Genomic DNA, 25,244 nt, shown 5'->3' on the forward strand with positions numbered 1-25,244 from the left:
AACGTGGGGCCGATGGTGGGCAGTGGACAAAAAATCGTCAATTCGCTGATCGGGCATTGTGTTCGATAATCGCCCTAAAAACTAACCAGACGGTACATATTAAATTGCCCAAAGAAACCGTCAGCTCAATAATCCCCTGACTCTTTTAAAAAGCGGCGCATTTTTTGTAGCCGACGCCTGTCCCGGGAGCCGAAGTCATGCAGCGTTCCATTGCCACCGTTTCGTTGAGCGGTACCCTGCCGGAAAAACTCGAAGCCATTGCCGCCGCCGGTTTCGACGGCGTGGAGATCTTCGAGAACGACCTTCTCTACTACGATGGCAGCCCTCGGGAGATCCGGCAGATGTGCGCCGACCTGGGTGTCGCCATCACGCTGTTCCAACCCTTTCGTGATTTCGAAGGCTGCCGCCGCGATCGCCTGGCGCGCAACCTGGAACGGGCCGAGCGCAAATTCGATTTGATGCAGGAGTTGGGCACCGACCTGGTGCTGGTGTGCAGCAATGCCTCGGCTGACAGCGTTGGCGATGAACAGATCCTGATCGACGACCTGCGCCTGCTGGCCGAGCGGGCCGGCGCGCGGGGCCTGCGCATCGGTTATGAGGCGTTGGCCTGGGGCCGGCACGTCAATACGTACCAACAGGTCTGGAACATCGTGCGCCAGGCTGATCATCCGAGCCTCGGCGTGCTGCTCGACAGCTTCCACACCTTGTCCCTCAAGGGCGACCCGAGTGCGATCGCCGAGATTCCCGGCGACAAGATCTTTTTTGTGCAAATGGCCGATGCGCCGATCCTGGCGATGGACGTCCTGGAGTGGAGCCGGCATTTCCGCTGTTTCCCGGGCCAGGGCGAATTCGACTTGCCAGGTTTCCTCGCGCCGATCATCCAGAGTGGCTACACCGGGCCGCTGTCGCTGGAAATCTTCAACGACGGTTTTCGCGCCGCGCCACCAAGGGCCAACGCTGCCGACGGTTTGCGTTCGCTGTTGTACCTGGAAGAAAAGACCCGTCAGCGCCTGGCCGAACAAGCGCCCGCGCAGAACCCCGACATTCTTTTTGAAACAGCGCTGGCCAGCGAGTACGACGGCATCGAGTTCCTGGAGTTCGCTGTCAACGATAACCTGGGGGCCAAGCTCGCCCATTGGTTGGAGCGCCTGGGTTTCGTCAAGGCTGGCCAGCATCGCTCCAAGAACGTCAGCCTGTTGCGCCAGGGCGATATCAACCTGATCCTCAACTGCGAGCCGTATTCCTTCGCCCACAGCTTTTTCGAAGCCCATGGCCCGTCGCTGTGCGCCATGGCGGTTCGGGTCAAGGACAGCGCCAGCGCCCTGAAACGGGCCGTGGCCTTTAAAGGCCAGCCTTATCGCGGCCTGGTCGGGCCCAACGAACTGGAACTGGCGGCGGTGCGCGCGCCGGACAGCAGCCTGATCTACCTGGTGGATCGGGACGCCGATGTCTATGGCACCGATTTCCACCTGCAACCGGCTGCCGCCGTCGGCGCCGGGCTCAAGCGCATCGACCACATGGCGATGGCGTTGCCCGCCGACAGCCTCGACAGTTGGGTGCTGTTCTACAAGAGCCTGCTGGATTTCGAGGCTGACGATGAAGTGGTGCTGCCCGACCCTTATGGCCTGGTGAAAAGCCGTGCCCTGCGCAGTCGTTGCAGTTCGATTCGCTTGCCGTTGAACATTTCCGAGAACCGCAACACTGCTATTTCACACGCGCTGTCGAGTTATCGCGGTTCCGGCGTGCATCACATCGCCTTCGATTGCGATGATATTTTTGCCCAAGTCAGCCGTGCCAAAGAGGCGGGGGTGCCGTTGCTCGACATTCCGCTCAACTATTACGACGACCTGGCGGCGCGTTTCGATTTCGACGACGAGTTTCTCAGCGAACTGGCCTATTTCAACGTGCTGTACGACCGTGATGCCCAAGGCGGTGAGCTGTTCCACGTCTACACCGAGCCGTTCGAAGGGCGGTTCTTCTTCGAGATCATCCAGCGCAAGAACGGTTACGCCGGTTACGGCGCGGCCAACGTCGCGGTGCGCCTGGCGGCCATGGCCAAGTCCCGCAGCGGCGGCGTGCGACACGCCAAGTTGTAGGGAAATCGTAACCGTGGCGGTAAAGGGCAGTGCCTTGGCTTCCTTCACTGCCCGGTGCAGCCCATAATCGCCCACCTGTGCAGTGACGGCCTGAGCCCGCAATGACTATGAATCCAGAGCTTCCCGCAGCCCTCGACGAGCCTGTCGCCGCGCCGCGCAAGAGTCGCAAGAACAACCCGGAGAAAACCCGGGAAAATATTCTCCAGGAAGCCATCGTCGAGTTCGTCCAGCAAGGCCTGGCCGGCGCCCGGGTCGACGCCATCGCCGAGCGCATCCACACCTCCAAGCGCATGATCTATTACTACTTCGGCAGCAAGGAGCAGTTGTACGTCGAGGTGCTGGAGAAACTCTACGGTGATATCCGCACCACAGAAAGCCGCCTGCACCTGGCGGAACTGGCGCCGGTCGAGGCGATCCGGCGCCTGGTGGAATTCACCTTCGATCACCATGATCGCAACGTGGATTTCGTGCGCATCGTCTGCATCGAAAACATCCACAACGCCGAATACGTGAAACAGTCCGGTGCGATCAAGGCGATGACCAACACCATCCTCGATTCCCTGGGCGTGATCCTCCGTCGTGGCGCCGAAGAAGGCGTATTCCGTGCCGGCCTCGAGCCGCTGGATGTGCATTTGCTGATCAGCTCGTTCTGCTTCTACCGGGTATCCAACCGCCAGACGTTCGGTGAGATCTTCCAGATCGACCTGTCGGACGAAGCGGTCAAGCAGCGGCATCGGCAGATGGTGTGTGAGTCGGTGTTGAGATATTTGCGGGCCTGACACCGAACCTGACGTGCAAGCAATCCTATGTGGGAGCGAGCTTGCTCGCGATAGCGGTGGATCAGCCAACCTCGATGGTGACTGGTGTACCGCAATCGCGAGCAAGCTCGCTCCCACAGTTCATTCCTCGCAGGGATTTTCACTCGGCTTTAGTGATTCATGCTCTGGAAATGCGCCAGCATCCGCTGCGCATCCGGCGCCACGCCGCTGAACAGTTCGAACGCCTTGACCGCCTGGAACACCGCCATGGTGCCGCCATCCAGCGTGCGGCAGCCGAGGGCGCGGGCGTTGCGCAGGAGTTCGGTTTCCAACGGGAAATAAACGATCTCCGCCACCCACAGGTCGCCCCGCAACAACTCGACCGGCACCGGCATGCCCGGCAGTTTCGCCATGCCCATGGGTGTGGTGTTCACCAAGCCGTCGGCCTCGGCCATGGCAATTGCAAGGTCATGCCCGGCACGAGCGCGGCCGGCGCCGAAGTGTTGATTCAAGTTGTTCGCCAATGCCTCGGCACGGCTGACCTCGACATCAAAAATGCTCAGCGTCTCCACGCCTTCCACCAGCAATGCATGGGCCACCGCCGCGCCGGCGCCTCCTGCGCCCATCTGGACCACGCGCTTGCGCGCGACATCACCCAAGCCACGACGAAAACCTTCGGCGAACCCCAGGCAGTCGGTGTTATGGCCGATGCGCTTGCCGTCCTTGAGCACCACGGTATTCACCGCACCGATCCCGCTGGCCTCGGGCGACAACTCGTCCAATAACGGGATGATCGCCTGCTTGCAGGGAAAGGTGATGTTCAGGCCAGTGAAGTCCATGCGCTCGGCGGCCAGCAGCAAGTCGGGCAGGGCGCTGCTGTCGAGCTTCAGTGCATCGAGATCGATCAGGCGATAGAGGTAGCGCATGCCCTGGGCATCGCCTTCGCGCTCATGCAGCGCCGGCGTGCGCGACGCCTGGATGCCCGCGCCGATGAGCCCGGCCAGCACAGTGATATTCGACATGCGTATCAACCCTTCAACCGCTGACTGAAATGTTCCAGGGCCAGGCGATAACCATGGCTGCCGAATCCGCACATCACGCCGATGGCCACCGATGAAACAAAGGAGTGGTGACGGAACGTCTCGCGGGCGTGGACATTGGAAAGATGGACTTCGATGACAGGCACTTCGCTCGCCACCAGGGCGTCGCGGATTGCCACGGAGGTGTGGGTCCAGGCCGCCGGGTTGATGATGATGCCGGCACATCGGCCACGGGCGCCGTGAATCCAGTCCAGCAATTCACCTTCCTGGTTGGTCTGGCGAAACTCCACGGCAAGACCCAGCTCCTCGGCGGTGCGGGCACATAACGCAGAAATATCAGCCAGGGTTTCGTGGCCATAGGTTGCCGGCTCGCGGGTGCCGAGCAGGTTCAGGTTCGGGCCGTTGAGCACCAGAACGATCGGAGGCATCGCACATTTCTCCACATTTTTTATTGTTGGTGTCGGCGGGGATCCAGCCGGTGGAGATAAATTGTACTAGATGGTTAATTTGGTCAAATAAAGCAGCCGTCGGCGGGCAATAAGTGTTCGATGATCGAACATTGCATCAGCCGAGAGATTGGGGAAGGCAATTGTGGCGAGGGGATTTATCCCCGCTCGAGCGCGCAGCGCTCGCAAACTGATGGCACAGACAGGCATGGGGCTGCTCCGCAGCCCAGCGGGGATAAATCCCCTCGCCACAAGGTAATCCTTTACCCCAAAAGGCGGGTTCAGCGCCGCGTCAACAACACCCCGGATTCCATGTGATGGGTCCAAGGGAATTGATCGAACAACGCGCAACGCGTGATGCGGTGGGTGTCGTTCAGTTGCGCGATGTTCGCGGCGAGGGTCTCGGGGTTGCAGGAGATGTACAGGATGTTGTCGAACCGCCTCGTCAGTTCGCACGTGTCCGGGTCCATGCCGGCGCGAGGCGGGTCGACGAAGACGCTGCCGAATTCGTAGCTTTTCAGGTCTATGCCCTGCAAACGACGGAACGGCCGGACTTCGTTCAAGGCTTCGGTCAGCTCTTCGGCGGACAGGCGCACCAGCGTGACGTTATCCACAGCGTTCTCGCTGAGGTTGCTCAGCGCGGCGTTGACCGAGGTCTTGCTGATTTCGGTGGCGAGGACTTTGCGCACGCGGGTTGCCAGCGGCAGGGTGAAGTTGCCGTTGCCGCAGTACAACTCCAGCAGGTCGTCAGCACGATCGCCCAGGGCTTCATAAGCCCAGTTGAGCATCTTCTGGTTGACCGTGCCGTTGGGCTGGGTGAAGGCGCCTTCGGGTTGGCGATAGCTGAAGGTGCGACCGCCCACCTCAAGTTTCTCCACCACGTAATCGTGGCCGATCACTTCGCGCTTGCCCTTGGAGCGACCAATGATGCTGACGCCCAAGTCGGTCGCCAGTTTCGACGCCGCGGCATGCCAGTGTTCATCCAACGGGCGGTGGTAGCACAGGGTGATCATCGCGTCGCCGGCCAGGGTGGTGAGGAATTCCACCTGGAACAACTTGTGGCTCAAGGGCGCGCTGGCCTGCCAGGCGGCCTTGAGCTGCGGCATCAACTGATTGATGCGCAGGCTGGCGATGGGAAACTCTTCAATCAGGATCGGCGTGCGCTTGTCGTCCTGGGAGAACATGGCGTAATGCCGTTCGCCAGCCTCGCGCCACAGACGAAATTCGGCCCGCAGGCGGAAGTTGCCCAGGGGCGAGTCGAATACGGCAGGCTCCGGCGCCTCAAAAGGGGCCAGAAGGTCACGCAAGCGCGTGACCTTGCCCTGCAACTGGGCGGCGTAGGCTTGGGAATCAAAAGTCATGCGTTGAACCAACCCAACTTGATAACGAACAGAATCGACAGGATCACCAGCGCCGGGTTCAGCTCACGGCCACGACCGGAGACCAGCTTGATGGCGGTCCAGGCGATGAAGCCGAAGGCAATGCCGTTGGCGATGGAGTAGGTGAAAGGCATCGCCAGGGCAGTGATCACGACCGGGGCGGCGACGGTGATGTCGTCCCAGTCGATTTCCGCCAGGCCCGAAGTCATCAACACCGCCACGAACAGCAGCGCCGGCGCGGTGGCGAAGGCCGGGACGCTGGCGGCCAGCGGCGAGAAGAACAGCGCCAGCAGGAACAGGATCGCCACCACGATGGCCGTCAGGCCAGTGCGGCCGCCGGCACTGACGCCCGCCGCCGATTCGATGTAGCTGGTGGTCGTCGAAGTGCCCAGCAGCGAACCGGCCATGGCGGCGGTGCTGTCGGCGATCAGTGCGCGGCCCATCTTTGGCATGTGCCCGTCCTTGCCCATCAACCCGGCGCGCTTGGCGACGCCGATCAGGGTGCCGGAGTTGTCGAACAGATCGACGAACAGGAAGGCGAAGATCACGTTCACGAGACCGATGTCCAAGGCGCCCATGATGTCCAGTTGCAGGAAGGTCGGGGCCAAGGATGGCGGTGCGGAAATGACGCCGTTGAACGGGGTGAAGCCCATCAGGATCGCGACGATGGTGACCGCCAGGATGCCGATCAGCACTGCGCCGCGTACTTTCAAGGCCTCGAGGGCGACGATGAGGACAAAGCCCAGGGTCGCGAGGATCGGCGCCGGTTGTTTCAGGTCGCCGAGGCCGACCATGGTCGCCGGGTTTTTCACCACGATGCCGGCATTGCTCAGGGCGATCAGTGCCAGGAACAGGCCGATACCGGCGGCAATGGCCGAGCGCAGCGGCAGCGGGATGCTGTTGATGATCCATTCGCGGATGCGGAAGATCGATAGCAGGAAGAACAGCACGGCGGAGACGAACACCGCCCCCAGCGCCACTTGCCACGTGTGGCCCATGTGCAGGACCACGGTGTAGGTAAAGAAGGCATTCAGGCCCATGCCCGGCGCGAGGGCGATCGGGTAGTTGGCAATCAGCCCCATCACGGTCGAGCCGATGGCCGCCGCCAGGCAAGTGGCGACGAATACCGCGCCCTTGTCCATGCCGGTTTCACCGAGAATGCTCGGGTTCACGAACAGAATGTAGGCCATGGCCAGGAAGGTCGTGACGCCCGCCAGAATCTCGGTCCGCACGTTGGTGTTGTGTGCCTTGAGTTGAAACAGCCTTTCCAGCATGTCTGCTCCCCGTGGCGCGCCCGGCGCCGTGAATGTATCGACCTCAACAGCAAAGCACAGCACACCCATGGCGGCCGGAATTTTCTGTGGGTCGGAAAAAGCCGCGCATCATAACAGCGCGGCGATGTGGCTGCGATCCTCTGTCTTGAGTCGCAAAGGTGTTCAGTCGCGAAGTGTGCAGTTGCAAAAGTGTGCAGTCGCAAAAGTTGGGCCATACTGCGCGCGGTTCCGGGAGGTCGGTATGTATTGCATGAAAAAATTTGCCTCGGTCTGCGCATTGAGCCTCTGGCTGTCCGTGTCGGCTGCCCATGCCGCATCGGCGCCGCCGCTGAGCGAGGTCAAGGTGCTCAAGGTCGAATCGCCGGCCTGTGGTTTCGAGGACATCGCCCCAGGTCAGGCGCAGACCCGTTGCGACCACGGCGGCCCGAACATCAAGGTCTACGTGCTGGAGGTCGGTTACGGCCACCAGCCGAACGTCACGCTGGACGGCTTCGAAGTCGACGGCACCCGCTCGCCGGTATGTGCGTACAGCAATGGCAACCTCAATGATTGCTCGAAGACAACCAGGACGGTTGGTTACGTCTACATCTTCGATCTGAAGGGCAAGCAGGAAGGGACCTTCAGCTTCAGCAACGTCTCGATCAACGCGCCGGGCAACCGGATGACCACGCAGCTGTACATCAAATAGCCGATGCCCCTGCGGGCGCGGCGTAGGAGCTGCCGAGCGCAGCGAGGCTGCGATCTTTACCCTGACTTGAATCTCAAGCGCCTATCAAAAGATCGCAGCCTTCGACAACTCCTACACTACAAGCATCACCCAGTGGAGAGCGCCCATGATTCCTGGAACCAAGATCCCCCGAGCCCTGATCGCCGTGGCCGAAGGCGTCGATGACTTGCAGGCGGTGACGCTGATCGACGTGTTGCGTCGCGCGCAGCTTGAAGTGGTGGTGGCGAGTATCGAAGGTCGTCGCATGCTGACTTGCGCACGCGGCACGCGCCTGACCGCCGACGGCATGCTGGTGGACGTGCTGGTGCAGGATTTCGACCTGATCGTCCTGCCCGGCGGCATCATCGGCGCGCAGCACCTGGCCGCCCATCAGCCCTTGCAGCAGTTGGTCAAGGACCAGGCCGCGGCCGGGCGCTTGTTTGCCGCCATCGCCGAAGCCCCGGCGTTGGTGCTCCAGGCATTCGGCGTCCTGCGCCAGCGTCGCATGACCTGCCTGCCTGCGGTCAGTCAGCAACTGTCCGGGTGCAGCTTCGTCGATCAACCGGTGGTGGTGGACGGCAATTGCATCACCGCCCAGGGTTCCGCCGCCGCCCTGGTGTTTGCCCTTGCGCTGGTGGAAGCACTTGCCGGTAAAGGGGTGAGGAGCGTGGTAGCGGCTGAACTGTTGGCCTGACACTTCAAAAACCTGCGCAGTCTCGTGGCGAGGGAGCTTGCTCCCGCCCGGCTGCGCAGCAGACGGCAGTGTTTCGTCATTCAATCGCCTTGAACGCTCACCACACCCCGAAGTCGTACCCCTTATGACGGTGGTTTCCCAAAACGCCGCGTGTACGACTAACCGTGAGGTGTTCCATGAGCGCGACTTTGTCCGAAGCGACGCCGGCGTCCTTCGTCCCTCATCCCATACGTCTGACCCTCAATGGCGCGGTGCGCGAGTTGCAGGTGCTGCCCTGGACCACGCTGCTGGACCTGTTGCGCGAGCAGTTGGACCTGGTGGGCAGCAAGAAGGGCTGTGACCACGGCCAGTGCGGTGCCTGCACGGTGCTGCGCGACGGCAAGCGGATCAATGCCTGCCTGACCCTGGCGGTAATGTGCGATGGCGCCGAGCTGACCACGGTCGAGGGCTTGGCGGATGGCGATGAATTGCATCCCATGCAACGTGCATTCATCAAGCATGACGCCTTCCAGTGTGGTTACTGCACGCCAGGGCAGATCTGTTCGGCGGTGGGCTTGGCCAACGAGGGCAGGGCGCAGGGCTCGGCTGAAATCAGCGAGCTGATGAGCGGCAACCTCTGCCGGTGCGGTGCCTATAACAACATCCGCGATGCCATTGAAGAAGCCCTGCCGCTCTGCCAGCAGACGGGAGGTGAGTCGTGAATCCCTTCCGCTACAGCAAGCCCGATACGCTGCGGGCGGCCGTGGAACTGTCGAGTGCCCATTCGCGCTTCATCGCTGGCGGCACCAATCTGCTGGACCTGATGAAGGAAAACCTCACCCGCCCCGAGCATCTGATCGATATCACCGGTCTGCCCTTGGCCGACCTCAGCGAAACGCCCTCGGGCGGGGTGATGATCGGCGCGTTGGTGAGCAATGCCGACCTGGCCTGGCATCCTTGGATCGAGCGCCGTTATCCGTTGCTTTCCCAGGCCATCCTCGCCGGTGCTTCGCCGCAGTTGCGCAACATGGCCAGCACGGGTGGCAATCTGTTGCAGCGCACCCGTTGTTACTATTTTTATGACGCCAGCGTGCCCTGCAACAAACGCAGGCCCGGCAGTGGATGCCCGGCCCGAAGCGGCTTGAATCGGATACACGCAATCCTGGGAGCCAGTGAGCAGTGCGTCGCGACGCATCCCTCAGACATGTGCGTGGCCCTGGCGGCCCTTGATGCGGTGGTCCATGTGCTGGGGCGCGGTGGTCCACGGACCATCGAGTTCGCCGATTTCCATCGTCTGCCCGGCGACGCTCCGGACCGGGACAATCAACTGGCCGATGACGAGCTGATCACCTACATCGAGCTGCCGCCCGCCGGTTTCGCCGAACACAGCCATTACCTGAAAATCCGCGACCGGGCGTCCTATGCTTTCGCGCTGGTGTCGGTCGCGGCCGCGCTGGAACTGGACGGACCGGTGATCCGACAGGCGCGCCTGGCCCTCGGCGGCGTGGCACACAAGCCTTGGCGCGACCGGGCGGTGGAGAGCTGGCTGGCGGGCCAAGCCGTCAGCCGTGAAACCTTCACGGCCGCCGCCGATGCGCTGCTGCAGGACGCTGAACCGCTGGCGCACAACGGCTTCAAGGTCAAACTGGCGCGACGGGCGATCGTCCGCGCCTTGAGCGAAGCGGCACTGGTGGGAGGAACGGCCCGATGAACGCACAGAGCAAAACCATAGGGCAACCGCTGGACCGCGTCGATGGCCTGCTCAAGGTGACCGGTCGCGCCCGTTATGCTGGTGAATACCCCGAGCTTGGCTTGTTGCACGGCAGCGTGGTGTCCAGCGCGATTGCCCGCGGCCGCGTCGTGCGCATCGATGCGTCGCGGGCCTTGGCGCTGCCGGGCGTCGTCGCGGTGATCGACCACACCAATCGCCCGAGAATCGCCAGTTACGACGAGCCCTACCAGGATGCCGATGCGGCGGAGGGCTCACCGTTCCGGCCGCTGTTCGACGAGCGGATTCTCTACAGCGGCCAGCCGCTGGCCTTGGTGGTGGCCGAGAACCTGGAACTGGCCCGTTATGCCGGCTCGCTCGTGCACATCGAGTACGAAGCCGAGACGCATCAGACCGACCTGACCATCCAGCAAAACGAAGCCCATCCGGCGCCAGCCGAATTGCCCAAGCCCCGTGGGAATTTTCAGGGCGAGTACGCCAGTTCGGCGTTGAGCGTGGATGTGTCCTACAGCACCCCGGTTGAGCATCACAACCCGATGGAGCCTCACGCCTCCACCGTGCTGTATCAACCCGACGGCAGCCTGAATATCCACGACAAGACCCAAGGCGCGCAGAACTGCCAGCAGTATGTTCAAAAAGTGTTCGGCCTGGAGAAGGAACACGTGCGGGTGTTTGCCGCGTTCGTAGGCGGCGCCTTCGGTTCCGGACTGCGGCCGCAATACCAATTGCCGCTGGCGGTGATGGCCGCGCTGGCGCTGAAACGCTCGGTACGCGTGAGCCTGACGCGCCAGCAGATGTTTACCTTCGGCTATCGGCCACGAACCTTTCAGCGCCTGCAACTGGGCGCCGCCGCCAACGGCAGATTGCTCGCCGTGGCGCACTCCGCCATCGGCCAGACCTCGCGTTTCGAAGACTTCACCGAACACGTCGTGGAGTGGAGCGGCATGCTCTATCACTGCGACAACGTGACGTTGACCTACAAACTGGCGCCGCTGGACGTCTACACGCCGCTGGACATGCGCGCGCCGGGCGCGGCCCTTGGCTTGATCGGCCTGGAATGCGCCATGGACGAGTTGGCCTGTGCCTTGGCAATCGACCCGGTGCAGTTGCGCCTGATCAACTACGCCGAGCGCAACGAAAACGAGGGCAAGCCGTATTCCAGCAAGGAACTGCGGGCCTGTTACGCCGAAGGTGCCAAGCGTTTCGGCTGGGACAAGCGCAACCCGGAACCGCGCAGCATGCGCAAGGACCGGCAATTGGTGGGCTGGGGCATGGCCGGCGGCGTGTGGGAAGCCATGCAGCAGAAGGCCAGCGCCCGGGCATCGCTGGACGCCGATGGCAAGTTGACCGTCAGCAGCGCGACCACCGATATCGGCACCGGTACCTACACGGTCATGACTCAGATTGCCGCCGAGGCGTCAGGCGTTTCCCTTGAGAATGTCACCTTTGTTCTGGGTGACTCGTCGCTTCCGACGGCTCCGCTGCAGGGCGGTTCGTTTACCGTCTCGTCCGTGGGGACGGCGGTGCAGCAGGCCTGTGAAGCGCTCAGGGAAAAACTGCTCGCTGTGGCCCGGCAGTCCTGCCCTGAGTTCAGCGCCGCGACCCTTGAACAGGTCACGTTTGCCGACGGTGAGCTGCGCATGGGCGCGGCCCGTGTCGCGCTGTCGGAGCTGGCGCGCAAAAGCGGTGAAATGCCGTTGCAGGCCGAGGTCTCCGCCGGGCCGGACGAGAAACGCCAGGCCTACGCCACCGCGACGCACTCGGCCGTATTCGTTGAGGTGCTGGTGGACGAAGACCTCGGCACGGTGAAGGTCAATCGGGTCGTCAGCGCGATTGCCGCCGGACGGGTAATCAATCCGAAAACCGCCCGCAGCCAGATCCTCGGTGGCGTGGTCTGGGGCGTCGGCATGGCGCTGCATGAAGAAACCCTGACTGACCACGCCCTGGGCCGCCACATGAACCACAACCTGGCCGAATACCACGTGCCGGTTAACGCCGATATCGGTGACATAGACGTGATTTTTGTCGAGGAACATGACGAGATCGTCAACGCCCTCGGTTCCAAGGGTGTCGGCGAGATTGGCATTGTCGGTGTGGCCGCAGCGGTGGCGAATGCGATCTACCACGCCACGGGCAAGCGGGTGCGGGAATTCCCGATCACCTTGGACAAGTTGCTCTAGGCTTTCGCCTCGTCCACGGGTTCGTGCATCCGGTCGCGGTGGGCCAGGGTCGGGAACAATTTGATCCAGGCTCCCGTCACCAACAGCGTGCCGACGCCGCCCATGACCACTGCCGGCACGGTGCCGAACCAATGGGCGGTGAGGCCGGATTCGAATTCGCCCAACTGGTTCGACGCGCCGATGAACAAGCCATTCACTGCGCTGACCCGTCCGCGCATCTCGTCCGGCGTTTCCAGCTGTACGAAGGAGGCGCGGATCACCATGCTGATCATGTCGGCCGCGCCCAGCACCACCAGCACCGCGAGGGAAAACCAGAATGACGTGGAGAGGCCGAACGCGATGGTGGCGACACCGAACACCCCCACGGCGGTGAACATCACCCGGCCGACCTTGCGCTCTACGGCGAAGCGCGCCAGCCACAGCGACATCAGCAGGGCACCGACCGCTGGCGCCGAACGCAACAGGCCCAGGCCCCAGGGCCCGGTGAGCAGGATGTCCTTGGCGAATACCGGTAGCAACGCGGTTGCGCCCCCCAGCAGCACCGCGAACAGGTCCAGGGAGATCGCCCCGAGGATGTCCGGGCGGCTGCGAATGAAGCGAATACCGGCCAACAGCGAGTCGAGGGTCGCCTTGCCTTTGTTCAGCGGCGTCTGCCTGGCAGGCAGGTTGAGCATCAGGCAACAGGCAATGATGTAGAGCAGCACGGTCGGCCCATAGACCCAGACACTGCCGAAGGCATACAGCAGACCGCCAAGGGCCGGGGCGACGATGGTCGCCGATTGCTGGGCCGATTGCGCGGCGGCCACGGCCCGGGGAAACAGCGCAGCCGGGACGATGCTCGGCAGCAAGGCCTGGGTGGTCGGCATTTCGAAGGACCGGGCCGCGCCGAGCAGGAAGGCGAGGATGAAGATCATCTCCCGCGTGACGTGGTCGGTGGCGCTGCCAATCGCCAGGGCCAGGGCGATCATCGCCTGCAATGATTGGCAGATCGCGGCGACTTTGCGTCGATCGTATCGATCCGCCACATGCCCGGTGTGAAGCATGAACAGTACGCGCGGGGCGAATTCCACAAGGCCGACCAGCCCGAGGTCGAGGACGTTGCCGGTCAGTTGATAAAGGTTCCAGCCGATGGCCACGGTGAGCATCTGGAAACCGCTGGCGGTGAATATCCGGGCCAGCCAGAAGGCGATGAAGGGACGATGGTGACGGAGCAGCAACGGTGCTTGGCTGGGCATCTGCGACGGGGTCCGGTGATGAAGGCCACGAGATTATCACCGAGCTGTAACTGGAAGTTGCGGTGGTAGGAAAAATAGTTAGCCAAACATCAATTCAAACTGATGCGGGCTTTTGTGGCGAGGGAGTCCCCGCCGCGTCTCCGACGCTGCGCTGTCGCGCAGGGAATAGGTCTTGTGGCGAGGGGATTTATCCCCGTTGGGCTGCGCAGCGGCCCTCAACCAGATAACTCGGTGTGCCAGTAAGATCGGGGCCGTTGCTTTTGGGGCTGCTGCGCAGCCCAGCGGGGATAAATCCCCTCGCCACGGGGTCCCTGCAGGTTCGGGAAATCTGGATTTGGGGCTGGGTTTTGGCACTGGGACAACCTGTCACGCGACAAAAGACCACGCCGTCCATCGGCCGATATGGGACTACTCTTTGAGCATTGCTTGATCCAGGTCAATTCCCTTTCGGGGCATTGTGCTGGCGGCCATCCGGCCAGAGTCCTGCGTTGTGACGGTTTAAAAAAGAACGATTTTAAAAGCATCGCACTCCATATCCCTGGGGGCTGTGGTGCAAGCCCCGCCCGCAGCCGGTTTTACCTGACAGAGGAAGACTTATGTTCGGTTTGGAGGCGCTCGATCTCGCCCGAATCCAGTTTGCGTTCACGATCTCGTTCCACATCCTGTTCCCGGCCATCACCATCGGCCTGGCGAGTTACCTGGCGGTGCTCGAAGGCCTGTGGCTCAAGACGCGGGACGATACCTACCGCGACCTGTATCACTTCTGGTCGAAAATCTTTGCCGTCAACTTCGGCATGGGCGTGGTGTCCGGGCTGGTCATGGCGTATCAGTTCGGCACCAACTGGAGCCGTTTCTCGGACTTCGCCGGTGCTGTAACCGGGCCGCTGCTGACCTATGAAGTGCTCACGGCATTCTTCCTCGAAGCGGGTTTCCTCGGTGTGATGCTGTTCGGCTGGAATCGCGTTGGCCGCGGCCTGCACTTCTTTTCCACCGTCATGGTGGCGATCGGCACGCTGATCTCGACGTTCTGGATCCTGTCCTCCAACAGCTGGATGCAAACCCCGCAGGGCTACGAAATCGTTGATGGGCGGGTCATTCCGGTGGACTGGCTGGCGGTGGTGTTCAACCCTTCGTTCCCGTTCCGGCTGATGCACATGTCGGTCGCGGCCTTTGTGGCCACGGCGTTTTTCGTCGGCTCATCGGCGGCCTGGCACCTGCTGCGCGGCCGCGACAATCCGGCCGTGCGCCGCATGTTGTCGATGGCCATGTGGATGGCCTTGCTGGTGGCGCCGGTACAAGCGGTCATCGGCGACTTCCATGGTCTCAACACCCTCAAGCATCAACCGGCGAAAATTGCCGCGATCGAAGGCCACTGGGAGAACGTCGGCGACGAGCCCACGCCGCTGATCCTGTTCGGCTGGCCCGACATGAAGGCAGAAAAAACCAAATACGCCGTGGAGATCCCGTACCTGGGCAGCTTGATCCTGACGCACTCCTTGACCGATCAAGTGCCGGCCCTCAAGGAGTTCCCGCCTGAGGACCGGCCGAATTCGACCATTGTGTTCTGGTCGTTCCGGGTCATGGTGGGCCTGGGTTTCCTGATGATCTTCACCGGGCTGTGCAGCCTCTGGTTGCGTCGCGGTCACCGGCTCTATCAGTCCAGACCCTTCCTGCATTTGGTGCTGTGGATGGGGCCGTCCGGACTTATTGCGATTCTGGCGGGCTGGTTCACTACGGAGATCGGGCGTCAGCCGTGGGTGGTCTACGGCTTGATGCGCACCGCCGATGCTTCGTCCGGCCATAGCTTTGCGCAAATGAGTTTCACCCTGGTCATGTTCGTGGTGGTGTATTTCGCCCTGTTTGGCGCGGGCCTGAGCTACATGATGCGCCTGGTGCGCAAGGGCCCGGTGGCCCACGAAGCCGAGCCGACCGATGGTGGCCCTGGCCAGAAACGCACCCCGGCCCGTCCATTGTCGGCGGCCAACGAAGGCGACGACGAAGTGGACCACAACGACAGCTCGCACAAGGGGAATTGAGTCATGGGTATTGATCTTCCGCTGATCTGGGCCGTGGTCATCATCTTCGGCATCATGATGTACGTGATCATGGACGGCTTCGACCTGGGCATCGGCATTCTCTTCCCCTTCGTCAAGGGCGAGCGCGACCGCGACGTGATGATGAACACCGTCGCGCCGGTCTGGGACGGTAACGAAACCTGGCTGGTGCTGGGCGGCGCCGGGCTGTTCGGGGCGTTCCCGCTGGCCTATTCGGTGGTGCTCTCGGCGTTGTACCTGCCGCTGATCCTGATGCTCATCGGCCTGATCTTCCGGGGCGTGGCGTTCGAGTTTCGCTTCAAGGCCAGGGCCGAGAAGCGGCACTTGTGGGACAAGGCGTTCATCGGTGGTTCGCTGACGGCGACGTTCTTCCAGGGCGTTGCGCTGGGGGCGTTCATCGACGGCTTCGAGGTGGTCAATCGCCAATACGCTGGCGGCTCCCTGGACTGGTTCACGCCATTCACGATGTTCTGTGGCCTGGCGCTGATTGCCGCCTACGCCTTGCTCGGCTGTACCTGGCTGATCATGAAGACCGAAGGCAAATTGCAGGAACAGATGCACGATCTGGCGAGGCCGCTGGCCTTCGTGGTACTGGCGGTGATCGGCATCGTCAGTATCTGGACGCCGCTGGCCCACGCCGATATCGCGGCCCGCTGGTTTACCCTGCCGAACCTGTTCTGGTTCCTGCCGGTACCGATCCTGGTGCTCGTGACCATGTACGGGTTGTTCCGCGCCGTGGCCCGCAATGCCAACTACACGCCATTCATCCTGACGCTGGTGCTGATTTTCCTCGGCTACAGCGGCCTGGGCATCAGCCTGTGGCCGAACATCGTGCCGCCGTCCATTTCGATCTGGGACGCCGCGTCACCGCCACAGAGCCAGGGCTTCATGCTGGTCGGCACGTTGTTCATCATTCCGTTGATCCTGGTGTACACCTTCTGGAGCTACTACGTGTTCCGCGGCAAGGTGACCCATGACGACGGCTACCATTGATCGACCTGCGAGGTGCCGAGCATGGCCAAGCCTGACTTGAAGGACATCGAGGCCGCTGAGAAAAAACCGTTATGGCAGCGGCTCGGTTGGCTGGCGGTGATTTGGGCTGGCAGTGTGCTGGCGCTGTTTGTGGTCGCCAGCCTGATGCGGATGTTCATGAACGCAGCGGGGCTGACGACTCACTGATCCAGCCTATTTGCGAGCCTTGAGGATCACGAACTTCGGCGTGGCGGCCACTTGCTCGACGCCCCGAAACAGGCGCGCCAGCTTGCTGTGGTAGCCCAGGTGCCGGTTGCCGACGATGTACAGGGCGCCGCCGACCACCAGCGCTTCGCGGGCTTGCTGGAACATGCGCCAGGCGAGGAAGTCGCCCACCACTTGCTGCTGGTGGAAGGGCGGGTTGCACAGCACCACATCCAGGGACTGCGCTTCTTGCCCGGCCAAGCCGTCTCCCGCCCTCACGACAACTTCGCGCTCACCCAGGGCGGCCCGCCAGTTTTCGGCGGCCGATTGCACGGCCATGTATGACTCGTCCACCAGGGTGTAGCGAGCGTCCGGGTTTGCCAGGGCGCTGGCGATGGCCAGCACGCCGTTGCCGCAACCCAGGTCCGCGACCCGCGCCGAGCCCAGGTTTTTTGGCAGGTGCGGCAGGAAGGCACGGGTGCCGATGTCCAGCCCTTCGCGACAGAACACGTTGGCGTGGTTGAGCAGCTCGATTTTCGGCTCGTCCAGGCCGTAACGCGTGGGGTAAGGGGAGATGGCCGGAAGCTTGGCTTGTGGCGTGGCAATCAACAGGCGAGCCTTCTTGACCGCCAGCGAGGCCTGGACCGGGCCGATGTAGCGCTCCAGCAGCTCACCGGCGGCTCGGGGCAGATGCTTGACCATCGCCGCGGCAATGACTTGCGCACCTGGCGCCAGTTGGCCTTGCAGCCGGATCAGTTGTTCCTCCAGCAGGGCCAGGGTCTTGGGGACTTTCACCAGCACTCGGTCGAAGGGGCCGGCCACCGGTTCACTGGCGGGCACGGTCGGCACCGCATCGAAGGGCAGGCCGTTGCGTACCAGGTTTTTCTCCAATGCCTGGAAGGCCAGGAACGAGTCCCCGCTGCTGATGACTTGGACTTTGCCGACAAGGCTGGCGGCCAGGGCGCCGAAGCTGTCATTGAGTACCAACACGTGGGTACCGGTGCACGGTTGTTGCTCGGCCAGGTACGCAAGCAGGTATTCGTCGGCCGCGTCGAAAGCCTGCAGCGGTTCGTTCTGCTGTTCGGGCTGGCGGATCAGGTCGAGTTGGGCGAAGGGACTGTCAAGCAAAGGCATGGCTGGGACTCTGGCAAATCAACGAATGTCCCGCTGCCTGGTGGCAGGTGTGTCAGCGGGGCCGCCTGAATGAACTGCGTCGCGTGGTAGGCGCGTCATCATTCAAGTGGAGCCGCGAATGTTACGTTTTTTCGCAAGGCATTACTCGCGGGTTTTCAGGTTCGCAACCTGACCCGCTGTTCAAATCACGTGAATATGGGCCGCCTTGGCCACCGCCGAGATTTTATTGGTCACGTTCAATTTGCGCATGCAGCTACACACATGGAAGTTCACGGTGCGTTCGGAAAGGCAAAGGATCCTGCCGACTTCCGAGGCGGTCTTGCCTTCGGCGGACCATCTCAACACTTCAATTTCGCGAGGCGAGAGATGACATGTCTTTGGCGAAGGCAGCCTGGCCAATTTTATGCTCGCCAGCGTATGCAGCTTCTGGCTGGCAAAAATGGCGTAGCCGAGGTTCCCGTAATGCTCTTCTGCGTCAATACGACAATGAGTCCTGGCGAGGCTGAACACGCTGTAGCAAGAACTGTTTTCGTCATGGACAGCTTGGGTCCAGCCGTACCTGAGGCCCTGTCGACCTAAATCCTCCCACAACTTGGGGGCTTCGGAAAAAACATGTTCGTCCCATAGAATAGGCAGAGAGGATTGATTGCAGTGCGCCACTAGTGGATCGTTAGCAGCGTAACCATTTTGTTCATAGAGCCTGTCCCATCCATAAGGATAATTATTGAGGTTTATCTTGCTGGCACATCGACCTGGCAGCCCTGAATAAGCTGTAAAGGCACAGTATTCAAAGCCCTGATTATTAAAGAAATTCATAACCAGGCGATAGGCTTTTTGCAAGTCCTGTTCACAGGATAGTTTTCTTAGTTGCAGATCTTTCCATTCGTCCATCGCATTCTCCTGGGTGTGACATACCGCGAAGCGGATCCAATCGTTGATGCGAGAAAGAGTGTAGGACGTTTCCTGCACCCCAGTTAGATTTTTTTCTTTTCACTTGTACTTGTTGCTATTAAATAACTCACTGCTATTTCGTTTTTCGATACATGTTTATAGTTCTGTATAACTCTGCTAGAAGATTTTCCCCGGCAGGACCTGAGTTAATGGCTTAATGCTATCTTTCTTCTCGGTGGTTAACGTGCCGGCTTTGCGGGACACTAGAGTCTTGTCCTATTGGAGTCGCCCATGACTGACAGCGCAGAAAAGTTTACCCGCCAGACGCTGATCGACGTGCAACCCCTGACGCCTCATCTGTTTACATTGCGTACCACCCGAGATCGCGGCTTTCGCTTTCGGGCAGGCCAGTTCGCCCGGCTTGGGGTTGTCAAGGCGGACGGTACGACCGTGTGGCGCGCCTATTCCATGGTGTCGTCACCCTTTGACGAATTCCTTGAGTTTTTTTCCATCGTCGTCCCGGACGGAGAGTTCACCAGCGAGCTCAGCCGCCTCAAGCCCGGTGATTGTCTATTGGTTGAACGCCAGGCCTTTGGTTACCTGACCCTGGACCGTTTCGTGGATGGACGGGACTTGTGGCTTTTGTCCACGGGCACCGGCGTTGCGCCGTTTCTCTCAATCCTCCAGGACTTCGAGGCCTGGGAAAAATTCGAGCGAATCATCCTGGTCTATAGCGTTCGCGAAGGGCGGGAGCTGGCCTATCAGGCGTTGATCGAAGGGTTGACCCAGCGTGATTACCTTGCCGAATACGCCCATAAGTTTCGGTTCATTCCAACTGTCACCCGCGAGCAGCATCCGGCCGCGTTGAATGGGCGAATCACCACGCTGATTGAAAATGGCGAATTGGAGCGAGCCGCCAATGTCACGCTGACGCCGGAGCACTCGCGCGTCATGCTGTGCGGCAATCCGCAAATGATCGACGACACACGCAAGTTGCTCAAGGCCAAGGGCCTGCAACTGAGCCTCACTCGCCGGCCTGGGCAGGTGGCGGTGGAAAACTACTGGTAAGGAAAATGGCGTCCAGTGGACGCCATTTTTACTTGCGCGAATGCTCAGGGCCGTTCGTTTTGGGCCTTGAGCAGGTCGCGAATTTCGCTCAGCAATTGTTCTTCCTTGGTGGGGACGGGGGGCGCGCTCGGGGCAACGGCCTCTTCGCGCTTGAGGCGGTTGATGGCCTTGACGCCCATGAAAATGGCGAACGCGACGATGATGAAATCCACCATGCTCTGGATGAATTTGCCGTAGGCCAGCACGACGGCCGGCGTATCGCCTTGGGCGGCCTTGAGTGTGATGGCCAGGTCGCTGAAGTCCACCCCGCCGATCAAAAGGCCGATCGGAGGCATGACCACGTCACCCACGAATGACGAAACAATCTTGCCAAAAGCGGCACCGATGATAATCCCGACGGCCATGTCGACGACATTGCCTTTGACCGCGAAGGCCTTGAACTCGCTTAGCACGCCCATGAGTTATTCCTTGTGACAGATAAGTAGGTACCCGCAGTGTAAGCCAGCCAAACGTGGATCGCTCGACATGCCTGCTTACATTTGCTGGCCTGTTTATCGACTCGGCAGCCTGTGAAAAGTTTACAAAGTGCCACCAATCGCGCGTGATACGCGGTTTCAGCCCGATTCCCTACACCGTTTTTTCTATCAATGCGGTACGGCATTTCTATTTAGGTTTTGGATTTTCGGGCACTAGCCTCTGAAAGGCGCACATGGATGCGCTCTATAAAATCAGAGGAAACGCCAATGAACATTTCCCCAGGCCTCGGCGCCATGTCCGGTCGTCGCTCACTTGTTGTGCTCACCGCCAGCCTGTTTTCCCTGTCCGTCAATGCCGCCACCTTGACCCGCGACAATGGCGCGGCGGTAGGCGACAACCAGAACTCGCAAACCGCAGGCCCCAATGGCCCGACCTTGCTGCAGGATGTGCAACTTATCCAGAAGCTCCAGCGTTTTGACCGTGAGCGCATCCCCGAGCGTGTCGTGCATGCCCGTGGTACCGGGGCCCATGGCGAATTTACTGTCTCCAATGACCTGAGCGACTTGACCAAGGCGAAGGTCTTCGCCGCTGGGCAAGTCACGCCGGTGTTCGTGCGCTTTTCCGCCGTGGTGCACGGCAATCATTCGCCGGAGACGTTGCGCGACCCTCGTGGCTTTGCCACCAAGTTCTATACCGCCGATGGCAACTGGGATCTGGTGGGTAATAACTTCCCGACATTCTTCATTCGCGACGCCATCAAGTTTCCAGACATGGTGCACGCGTTCAAACCTGACCCACGAACTAACCTGGACGATGACTCCCGTCGTTTCGATTTCTTTTCCCATGTCCCGGAAGCGACTCGCACGCTGACAGAGCTGTATTCCAACTCCGGCACGCCAGCCAGTTATCGTGAAATGGACGGTAACGGCGTGCATGCTTACAAGCTGATCAATGCCAAGGGCGAGATCAGTTATGTGAAGTTTCATTGGAAAAGTTTGCAGGGTCTGAAGAATCTCGACCCGAAAGAAGTCGTGAAAGTACAGGGGCAGGATTACAGCCACATGACCAATGACTTGGTCAGTCATATCAACAAGGGCAACTTTCCCAAGTGGGACTTGTACGTCCAGGTACTCAAGCCGCAGGACTTGTCCACGTTCGACTTCGACCCACTGGACGCCACCAAGATCTGGCCGGATGTGCCTGAGCGAAAAGTTGGACAAATGGTCTTGAATCGCAACCCGGCAAATGTATTCCAGGAAACCGAACAAGTGGCGATGGCGCCCGCCAACCTGGTGCCGGGCATTGAACCTTCGGAAGATCGCCTGTTGCAGGGCCGGGTGTTTTCTTATGCCGATACGCAAATGTACCGGGTCGGGCCGAACGCGTTGCAGTTGCCCATCAACGCCCCTAAGGTCGCCGTCAACAACGGCAACCAGGACGGCGCGATGAATGCTGGCAGCAGCAGTACCGGCGTGAATTATCAGCCGAGCCGGCTGCTGCCACGTGAAGAGCAGTCCGCTGCGCGCTATAGCCAGACCGAGCTGACCGGCAGTACCCAGCAGGCAAAAATCCAGCGTGAGCAGAACTTCAAGCAGGCCGGTGATCTGTACCGTTCGTTCAGCAAGAAAGAGCGTGATGACCTGATCGAAAGTTTCGGCGGGTCATTGGCGACCACCGACGATGAGAGCAAGCACATCATCCTGTCGTTCCTCTACAAGGCTGACCCTGAATACGGCACCGGCGTGGCCCGTGTCGCCAAGGGCGATCTGGCGCGGGTCAAGGCGTTGGCCGAGAAGCTGAACGACTGATTCACCGGGGGGAGACGAGCTGGTCGGCTCCCCCTGTCTGGAGTCGTATGGAGAGGCCACGATGCGTAAATTTCTTTTACTGATATTCGCCACTGGGTCATGGGCTGTGCTGGCTGATCAGGTTCCGCCCGCCGACCCGGCCGGGGTGCGGGAACAGTTGCAAGACTATTATTTCGACGCCGCCCGCCGGGGCGATGTGCCGATGCTCAATACGTTCATAGAGGCCGGCTACTCGCTCGATACTCGCGACGAAAAGGGCTACACCGCGCTGATCCTGGCGGCTTATCACGGCCACGGGCCGGCGGTGGAACGGCTGCTGGCTGCCGGGGCGGATGCCTGCGCCCAGGACAAACGTGGCAACACGGCGCTAATGGGCGCCATTTTCAAGGGCGAAGTGCAGATCGCGCGGCGTTTATTGTCGACCGACTGCAGCCCCGACCAACGCAACGGCGCCGGACAGACTGCGGCGATGTATGCCGGCCTGTTCAAGCGCGATGAGTTGCTCGACGCCCTGAAGGCCAAGGGCGCCGACCTGGATGCCAGGGATCCGCTGGGCAATACCGCGGCTGGCCTGGCAAAGGGTGAAATCAGAATGCCGGCCCCGCAGTAAAGCCCGACTGTTATCATCGCGGTTTTTACCCGGAGTTCAGATGGCCAAGGCAAAGCGCATGTACGGCTGCACCGAGTGCGGCTCGACCTTTCCCAAATGGGCTGGCCAATGCAGCGAATGCGGGGCCTGGAACACCCTGACCGAAACCATGGTGGAGAGTGGCGGGGCGGCGGCGCCTACCGGCCGCACCGGGTGGGCCGGCCAACAAGCGCAGATCAAGACCCTGGCCGAAGTCAGCGTCGAGGAAATCCCGCGCTTCTCTACCGCGTCCGGCGAGCTGGACCGTGTGCTGGGCGGCGGCCTGGTGGACGGTTCGGTGGTGTTGATTGGCGGCGACCCTGGCATCGGCAAATCCACCATCCTGCTGCAAACCCTGTGCAACCTCGCCACACGCATGCCCGCCCTTTACGTGACCGGCGAAGAATCCCAGCAACAAGTCGCCATGCGCGCCCGGCGTTTGGGCTTGCCCCAGGATCAACTGCGGGTGATGACCGAGACTTGTATCGAAACGATCATCGCCACGGCGCGCCTGGAAAAACCCAAGGTCATGGTGATCGACTCGATCCAGACCATTTTCACCGAACAACTGCAATCGGCCCCGGGCGGCGTGTCTCAGGTACGCGAGAGCGCGGCGTTGCTGGTGCGCTACGCCAAGCAGAGCGGCACGGCGATCTTCCTGGTAGGCCATGTCACCAAGGAAGGCGCGCTGGCGGGGCCGCGCGTGCTGGAGCACATGGTGGACACGGTGTTGTATTTCGAAGGTGAATCCGATGGGCGGCTGCGTTTGCTGAGGGCGGTGAAGAACCGTTTTGGCGCCGTCAACGAGTTGGGCGTGTTCGGCATGACTGACCGGGGCCTGAAGGAAGTATCCAACCCTTCGGCGATTTTTCTGACGCGAGCCCAGGAGGAAGTGCCGGGCAGCGTGGTCATGGCCACCTGGGAAGGCACCCGCCCGATGCTGGTGGAAGTGCAGGCGTTGGTGGATGACAGCCACCTGGCGAACCCGCGCCGGGTCACCTTGGGGCTGGATCAGAACCGGCTGGCCATGCTGTTGGCTGTCCTGCACCGGCACGGCGGGATTCCTACGCATGACCAGGACGTATTCCTCAACGTGGTGGGCGGGGTCAAGGTGCTGGAGACCGCGTCCGACCTGGCATTGATGGCGGCCGTCATGTCCAGCCTGCGCAATCGACCGCTGCCCCATGATCTGTTGGTGTTTGGCGAAGTGGGGCTTTCGGGCGAAGTGCGGCCGGTGCCCAGTGGGCAGGAGCGGCTCAAGGAAGCGGCCAAGCACGGCTTCAAGCGCGCCATCGTGCCCAAGGGCAACGCGCCGAAGGAAGCACCGGCGGGGTTGCAGATTATTGCGGTGACACGCCTGGAGCAGGCGTTGGATGCGCTGTTCGAATAATGTCGAGACGGATGCAGGCCTCTGTGATGGAATTTTATCTGTGGCGAGGGGATTTATCCCCGCTGGGCTGCGGAGCAGCCCTGAACCTGACAACTCGGTGGGTCAGTTAGATTGGAGTTGCTTTTCTGAGGGGCTGCTGCGCAGCCCAACGGGGATAAATCCCCTCGCCACAGGAGGGCAGCGGCGTATTCAAATCTGGATCAGCGCCGCCAGTTCCCGCTCCAGTTCATCATGATCGGCCAGGTTCAGTTCTACCAATCGACGCAGGTGGGCGATGGAATCCAAGTCGATGTGCTCGCAGACGAAGCCCAGGTGACCATGGTCATCATGAGTCAACCTGACTTCCATCTTGACCTCCGCCTCGGGGCTCAGGTGGATGTCCGCCATGAACGGCTCCTCCGGATCTCCGAGCCAAGGCTGGGGCTTTTCGATCAGTAGCCCCTTGAGGGACAGATCCAGCAACTTCACCGGCCAGATGAACGGCCCCTGGCTCAGCTCGGTCTTGGCATGGAATTCAATTCGTACGAAGCGGCGGCGTTCGCTCATTACTCATTCCCCCTGATGATCCACTGACTATAGACCCAACTGGCGCGCCGTCGTTGCCGTTCGGTCAGTGGCCGACAAATGTCGGGGTATGGCCTTTGCGCGGGTTAGCGCTAAACTCCAGTGGCTGTCTTTCTTGTCCACCCTGGCCGGAATATAAAAATGAAAAACAATAATAGCCTGCTACGCCATCTGCCCTGGCTACTGCTGGCCTTCTTAGGAGCGTGCGCCTTGGGCGTCGTGGCCTTGCGCCGCGGAGAGCCGATCAACGCCCTCTGGATCGTCGTCGCGGCAGTCGCCATCTACCTGGTCGCCTACCGCTACTACAGCCTCTTCATCGCCAACAACGTGATGCAACTCGATGCGCGCCGGGCCACGCCTGCCGTGCTCAACAACGATGGCCTGGACTACGTCCCGACCAACAAACACATTCTTTTCGGCCACCACTTCGCGGCCATTGCCGGCGCGGGGCCGCTGGTCGGGCCGGTGCTGGCGGCGCAGATGGGCTACCTGCCCGGCACGCTCTGGCTGATCGCCGGCGTGGTGCTGGCCGGTGCGG

Annotated in this window: 24 protein-coding genes; 15 read left to right on the plus strand and 9 right to left on the minus strand. The window is 61.2% G+C overall.

Annotated elements, in window-relative coordinates; all coding sequences use genetic code 11:
• Positions 1-197 precede the first annotated feature (197 nt).
• Together quiC and Q7C33_RS26235 are read left to right on the plus strand one after the other, a co-directional pair.
• The gene (gene quiC / locus Q7C33_RS26230; RefSeq protein ID WP_407684383.1) at positions 198-2,096 is read left to right on the plus strand and encodes a 3-dehydroshikimate dehydratase QuiC; all 1,899 of its coding nucleotides are present in this window, start codon (positions 198-200) and stop codon (positions 2,094-2,096) included.
• Positions 2,097-2,197: 101 nt separating this feature from the next.
• Positions 2,198-2,875 carry a TetR/AcrR family transcriptional regulator gene (locus Q7C33_RS26235; RefSeq protein ID WP_217860385.1) on the plus strand — a complete coding sequence of 226 codons (678 nt, stop codon included), beginning with the start codon at positions 2,198-2,200 and terminating at the stop codon, positions 2,873-2,875.
• 149 nt (positions 2,876-3,024) lie between these two features.
• Here Q7C33_RS26235 and Q7C33_RS26240 read toward each other — a convergent pair whose 3' ends face one another.
• The 4 genes from Q7C33_RS26240 to Q7C33_RS26255 all read right to left on the minus strand — a co-directional run bounded on the left by Q7C33_RS26240 (position 3,025) and on the right by Q7C33_RS26255 (position 6,993).
• The gene (locus Q7C33_RS26240) at positions 3,025-3,876 is read right to left on the minus strand and encodes a shikimate dehydrogenase (RefSeq protein WP_217860384.1); all 852 of its coding nucleotides are present in this window, start codon (positions 3,874-3,876) and stop codon (positions 3,025-3,027) included.
• A gap of 5 nt (positions 3,877-3,881) precedes the next feature.
• Positions 3,882-4,322: a type II 3-dehydroquinate dehydratase gene (gene aroQ / locus Q7C33_RS26245; protein ID WP_198798303.1), complete on the minus strand. Its 441-nt coding sequence runs from the start codon at positions 4,320-4,322 to the stop codon at positions 3,882-3,884.
• Positions 4,323-4,621: 299 nt separating this feature from the next.
• On the minus strand, positions 4,622-5,701 hold the full coding sequence (trmA, locus tag Q7C33_RS26250; protein WP_030140321.1) for a tRNA (uridine(54)-C5)-methyltransferase TrmA: 1,080 nt from the start codon (positions 5,699-5,701) through the stop codon (positions 4,622-4,624).
• Positions 5,698-6,993: an NCS2 family permease gene (locus Q7C33_RS26255; protein ID WP_030140320.1), complete on the minus strand. Its 1,296-nt coding sequence runs from the start codon at positions 6,991-6,993 to the stop codon at positions 5,698-5,700. The genes trmA and Q7C33_RS26255 overlap by 4 nt, the downstream gene beginning before the upstream one ends.
• Before the next feature lie 250 nt (positions 6,994-7,243).
• On the opposite strand from Q7C33_RS26255, the gene Q7C33_RS26260 reads away from it, so the two are divergent.
• The 5 genes from Q7C33_RS26260 (at position 7,244) to Q7C33_RS26280 (ending at position 12,281) form a co-directional block, all read left to right on the plus strand.
• Complete coding sequence (locus Q7C33_RS26260) at positions 7,244-7,681, plus strand: DUF4879 domain-containing protein (RefSeq protein WP_407684384.1); 438 nt, start codon at positions 7,244-7,246, stop codon at positions 7,679-7,681.
• A 145-nt stretch (positions 7,682-7,826) separates the two neighbouring features.
• Positions 7,827-8,393, plus strand: a complete 567-nt coding sequence (locus Q7C33_RS26265) for a DJ-1 family glyoxalase III (RefSeq protein WP_030140318.1) — start codon at positions 7,827-7,829, stop codon at positions 8,391-8,393.
• A 176-nt stretch (positions 8,394-8,569) separates the two neighbouring features.
• Positions 8,570-9,094: a (2Fe-2S)-binding protein gene (locus tag Q7C33_RS26270; RefSeq protein ID WP_030140317.1), complete on the plus strand. Its 525-nt coding sequence runs from the start codon at positions 8,570-8,572 to the stop codon at positions 9,092-9,094.
• Positions 9,091-10,083: an FAD binding domain-containing protein gene (locus Q7C33_RS26275; RefSeq protein WP_030140316.1), complete on the plus strand. Its 993-nt coding sequence runs from the start codon at positions 9,091-9,093 to the stop codon at positions 10,081-10,083. The genes Q7C33_RS26270 and Q7C33_RS26275 overlap by 4 nt, the downstream gene beginning before the upstream one ends.
• Positions 10,080-12,281, plus strand: coding sequence for a xanthine dehydrogenase family protein molybdopterin-binding subunit (locus Q7C33_RS26280; RefSeq protein WP_407684385.1), 2,202 nt, complete (start codon positions 10,080-10,082; stop codon positions 12,279-12,281). The genes Q7C33_RS26275 and Q7C33_RS26280 overlap by 4 nt, the downstream gene beginning before the upstream one ends.
• Here the strand turns inward: Q7C33_RS26280 and Q7C33_RS26285 are convergent.
• A complete protein-coding gene (locus tag Q7C33_RS26285; protein ID WP_407684386.1) occupies positions 12,278-13,516 on the minus strand; it encodes an MFS transporter in 1,239 nt (412 codons plus the stop codon). The two genes, Q7C33_RS26280 and Q7C33_RS26285, sit on opposite strands and share 4 nt — an antisense overlap.
• Before the next feature lie 596 nt (positions 13,517-14,112).
• On the opposite strand from Q7C33_RS26285, the gene Q7C33_RS26290 reads away from it, so the two are divergent.
• The 3 genes from Q7C33_RS26290 to Q7C33_RS26300 are packed head-to-tail and all read left to right on the plus strand — an operon-like array spanning position 14,113 to position 16,749.
• Complete coding sequence (locus tag Q7C33_RS26290) at positions 14,113-15,552, plus strand: cytochrome ubiquinol oxidase subunit I (RefSeq protein WP_030140313.1); 1,440 nt, start codon at positions 14,113-14,115, stop codon at positions 15,550-15,552.
• A gap of 3 nt (positions 15,553-15,555) precedes the next feature.
• The gene (gene cydB, locus Q7C33_RS26295; protein WP_030140312.1) at positions 15,556-16,563 is read left to right on the plus strand and encodes a cytochrome d ubiquinol oxidase subunit II; all 1,008 of its coding nucleotides are present in this window, start codon (positions 15,556-15,558) and stop codon (positions 16,561-16,563) included.
• Positions 16,564-16,584: 21 nt separating this feature from the next.
• On the plus strand, positions 16,585-16,749 hold the full coding sequence (locus tag Q7C33_RS26300) for a DUF2474 domain-containing protein (protein WP_080628560.1): 165 nt from the start codon (positions 16,585-16,587) through the stop codon (positions 16,747-16,749).
• 6 nt (positions 16,750-16,755) lie between these two features.
• Here the strand turns inward: Q7C33_RS26300 and Q7C33_RS26305 are convergent, their stop codons facing one another.
• Both Q7C33_RS26305 and Q7C33_RS26310 read right to left on the minus strand, forming a co-directional pair.
• A complete protein-coding gene (locus tag Q7C33_RS26305; protein ID WP_407684387.1) occupies positions 16,756-17,880 on the minus strand; it encodes a methyltransferase in 1,125 nt (374 codons plus the stop codon).
• A gap of 180 nt (positions 17,881-18,060) precedes the next feature.
• Positions 18,061-18,771, minus strand: a complete 711-nt coding sequence (locus tag Q7C33_RS26310; RefSeq protein ID WP_407684388.1) for an autoinducer binding domain-containing protein — start codon at positions 18,769-18,771, stop codon at positions 18,061-18,063.
• A gap of 291 nt (positions 18,772-19,062) precedes the next feature.
• Here Q7C33_RS26310 and Q7C33_RS26315 point away from each other — a divergent pair, with 291 nt between their 5' ends.
• Complete coding sequence (locus tag Q7C33_RS26315) at positions 19,063-19,839, plus strand: ferredoxin--NADP reductase (RefSeq protein ID WP_258648307.1); 777 nt, start codon at positions 19,063-19,065, stop codon at positions 19,837-19,839.
• Between the two features lie 44 nt (positions 19,840-19,883).
• On the opposite strand, the gene mscL is transcribed toward Q7C33_RS26315, so the two are convergent.
• Entirely contained in the window at positions 19,884-20,297 is a 414-nt protein-coding gene (gene mscL, locus Q7C33_RS26320) for a large-conductance mechanosensitive channel protein MscL (protein WP_181289472.1), read from the minus strand.
• Between the two features lie 312 nt (positions 20,298-20,609).
• Between mscL and katB the strand changes: the two genes are divergently transcribed.
• The 3 genes from katB to radA all read left to right on the plus strand — a co-directional run bounded on the left by katB (position 20,610) and on the right by radA (position 24,142).
• On the plus strand, positions 20,610-22,124 hold the full coding sequence (gene katB, locus Q7C33_RS26325) for a catalase KatB (protein WP_407684391.1): 1,515 nt from the start codon (positions 20,610-20,612) through the stop codon (positions 22,122-22,124).
• A 61-nt stretch (positions 22,125-22,185) separates the two neighbouring features.
• Positions 22,186-22,734: an ankyrin repeat domain-containing protein gene (locus Q7C33_RS26330; protein ID WP_323155969.1), complete on the plus strand. Its 549-nt coding sequence runs from the start codon at positions 22,186-22,188 to the stop codon at positions 22,732-22,734.
• A gap of 40 nt (positions 22,735-22,774) precedes the next feature.
• Complete coding sequence (gene radA, locus Q7C33_RS26335) at positions 22,775-24,142, plus strand: DNA repair protein RadA (protein ID WP_030140305.1); 1,368 nt, start codon at positions 22,775-22,777, stop codon at positions 24,140-24,142.
• Between the two features lie 189 nt (positions 24,143-24,331).
• Here radA and Q7C33_RS26340 read toward each other — a convergent pair whose 3' ends face one another.
• Positions 24,332-24,688, minus strand: a complete 357-nt coding sequence (locus tag Q7C33_RS26340) for a PilZ domain-containing protein (RefSeq protein ID WP_217860379.1) — start codon at positions 24,686-24,688, stop codon at positions 24,332-24,334.
• 159 nt (positions 24,689-24,847) lie between these two features.
• Between Q7C33_RS26340 and Q7C33_RS26345 the strand changes: the two genes are divergently transcribed.
• A partial coding sequence (locus Q7C33_RS26345; RefSeq protein WP_407684389.1) for a carbon starvation CstA family protein occupies positions 24,848-25,244 on the plus strand: 397 nt, incomplete at its 3' end.

Source organism: Pseudomonas sp. BP11-1-1, assembly GCF_052112105.1.
GTDB classification, from domain to species: Bacteria; Pseudomonadota; Gammaproteobacteria; order Pseudomonadales; family Pseudomonadaceae; genus Aquipseudomonas; species Aquipseudomonas alvandae.

Bases quoted from the DNA above. Each gene is read 5' to 3' on its own strand.
- quiC (WP_407684383.1), top strand. From the start codon at position 198: ATGCAGCGTTCCATTGCCACCGTTTCGTTGAGCGGTACCCTGCCGGAA.
- Q7C33_RS26235 (WP_217860385.1), top strand. From the start codon at position 2,198: ATGACTATGAATCCAGAGCTTCCCGCAGCCCTCGACGAGCCTGTCGCC.
- Q7C33_RS26240 (WP_217860384.1), bottom strand. From the start codon at position 3,876: ATGTCGAATATCACTGTGCTGGCCGGGCTCATCGGCGCGGGCATCCAG.
- aroQ (WP_198798303.1), bottom strand. From the start codon at position 4,322: ATGCCTCCGATCGTTCTGGTGCTCAACGGCCCGAACCTGAACCTGCTC.
- trmA (WP_030140321.1), bottom strand. From the start codon at position 5,701: ATGACTTTTGATTCCCAAGCCTACGCCGCCCAGTTGCAGGGCAAGGTC.
- Q7C33_RS26255 (WP_030140320.1), bottom strand. From the start codon at position 6,993: ATGCTGGAAAGGCTGTTTCAACTCAAGGCACACAACACCAACGTGCGG.
- Q7C33_RS26260 (WP_407684384.1), top strand. From the start codon at position 7,244: ATGAAAAAATTTGCCTCGGTCTGCGCATTGAGCCTCTGGCTGTCCGTG.
- Q7C33_RS26265 (WP_030140318.1), top strand. From the start codon at position 7,827: ATGATTCCTGGAACCAAGATCCCCCGAGCCCTGATCGCCGTGGCCGAA.
- Q7C33_RS26270 (WP_030140317.1), top strand. From the start codon at position 8,570: ATGAGCGCGACTTTGTCCGAAGCGACGCCGGCGTCCTTCGTCCCTCAT.
- Q7C33_RS26280 (WP_407684385.1), top strand. From the start codon at position 10,080: ATGAACGCACAGAGCAAAACCATAGGGCAACCGCTGGACCGCGTCGAT.
- Q7C33_RS26285 (WP_407684386.1), bottom strand. From the start codon at position 13,516: ATGCCCAGCCAAGCACCGTTGCTGCTCCGTCACCATCGTCCCTTCATC.
- Q7C33_RS26290 (WP_030140313.1), top strand. From the start codon at position 14,113: ATGTTCGGTTTGGAGGCGCTCGATCTCGCCCGAATCCAGTTTGCGTTC.
- cydB (WP_030140312.1), top strand. From the start codon at position 15,556: ATGGGTATTGATCTTCCGCTGATCTGGGCCGTGGTCATCATCTTCGGC.
- Q7C33_RS26300 (WP_080628560.1), top strand. From the start codon at position 16,585: ATGGCCAAGCCTGACTTGAAGGACATCGAGGCCGCTGAGAAAAAACCG.
- Q7C33_RS26305 (WP_407684387.1), bottom strand. From the start codon at position 17,880: ATGCCTTTGCTTGACAGTCCCTTCGCCCAACTCGACCTGATCCGCCAG.
- Q7C33_RS26310 (WP_407684388.1), bottom strand. From the start codon at position 18,771: ATGGACGAATGGAAAGATCTGCAACTAAGAAAACTATCCTGTGAACAG.
- Q7C33_RS26315 (WP_258648307.1), top strand. From the start codon at position 19,063: ATGACTGACAGCGCAGAAAAGTTTACCCGCCAGACGCTGATCGACGTG.
- mscL (WP_181289472.1), bottom strand. From the start codon at position 20,297: ATGGGCGTGCTAAGCGAGTTCAAGGCCTTCGCGGTCAAAGGCAATGTC.
- katB (WP_407684391.1), top strand. From the start codon at position 20,610: ATGTCCGGTCGTCGCTCACTTGTTGTGCTCACCGCCAGCCTGTTTTCC.
- Q7C33_RS26330 (WP_323155969.1), top strand. From the start codon at position 22,186: ATGCGTAAATTTCTTTTACTGATATTCGCCACTGGGTCATGGGCTGTG.
- radA (WP_030140305.1), top strand. From the start codon at position 22,775: ATGGCCAAGGCAAAGCGCATGTACGGCTGCACCGAGTGCGGCTCGACC.
- Q7C33_RS26340 (WP_217860379.1), bottom strand. From the start codon at position 24,688: ATGAGCGAACGCCGCCGCTTCGTACGAATTGAATTCCATGCCAAGACC.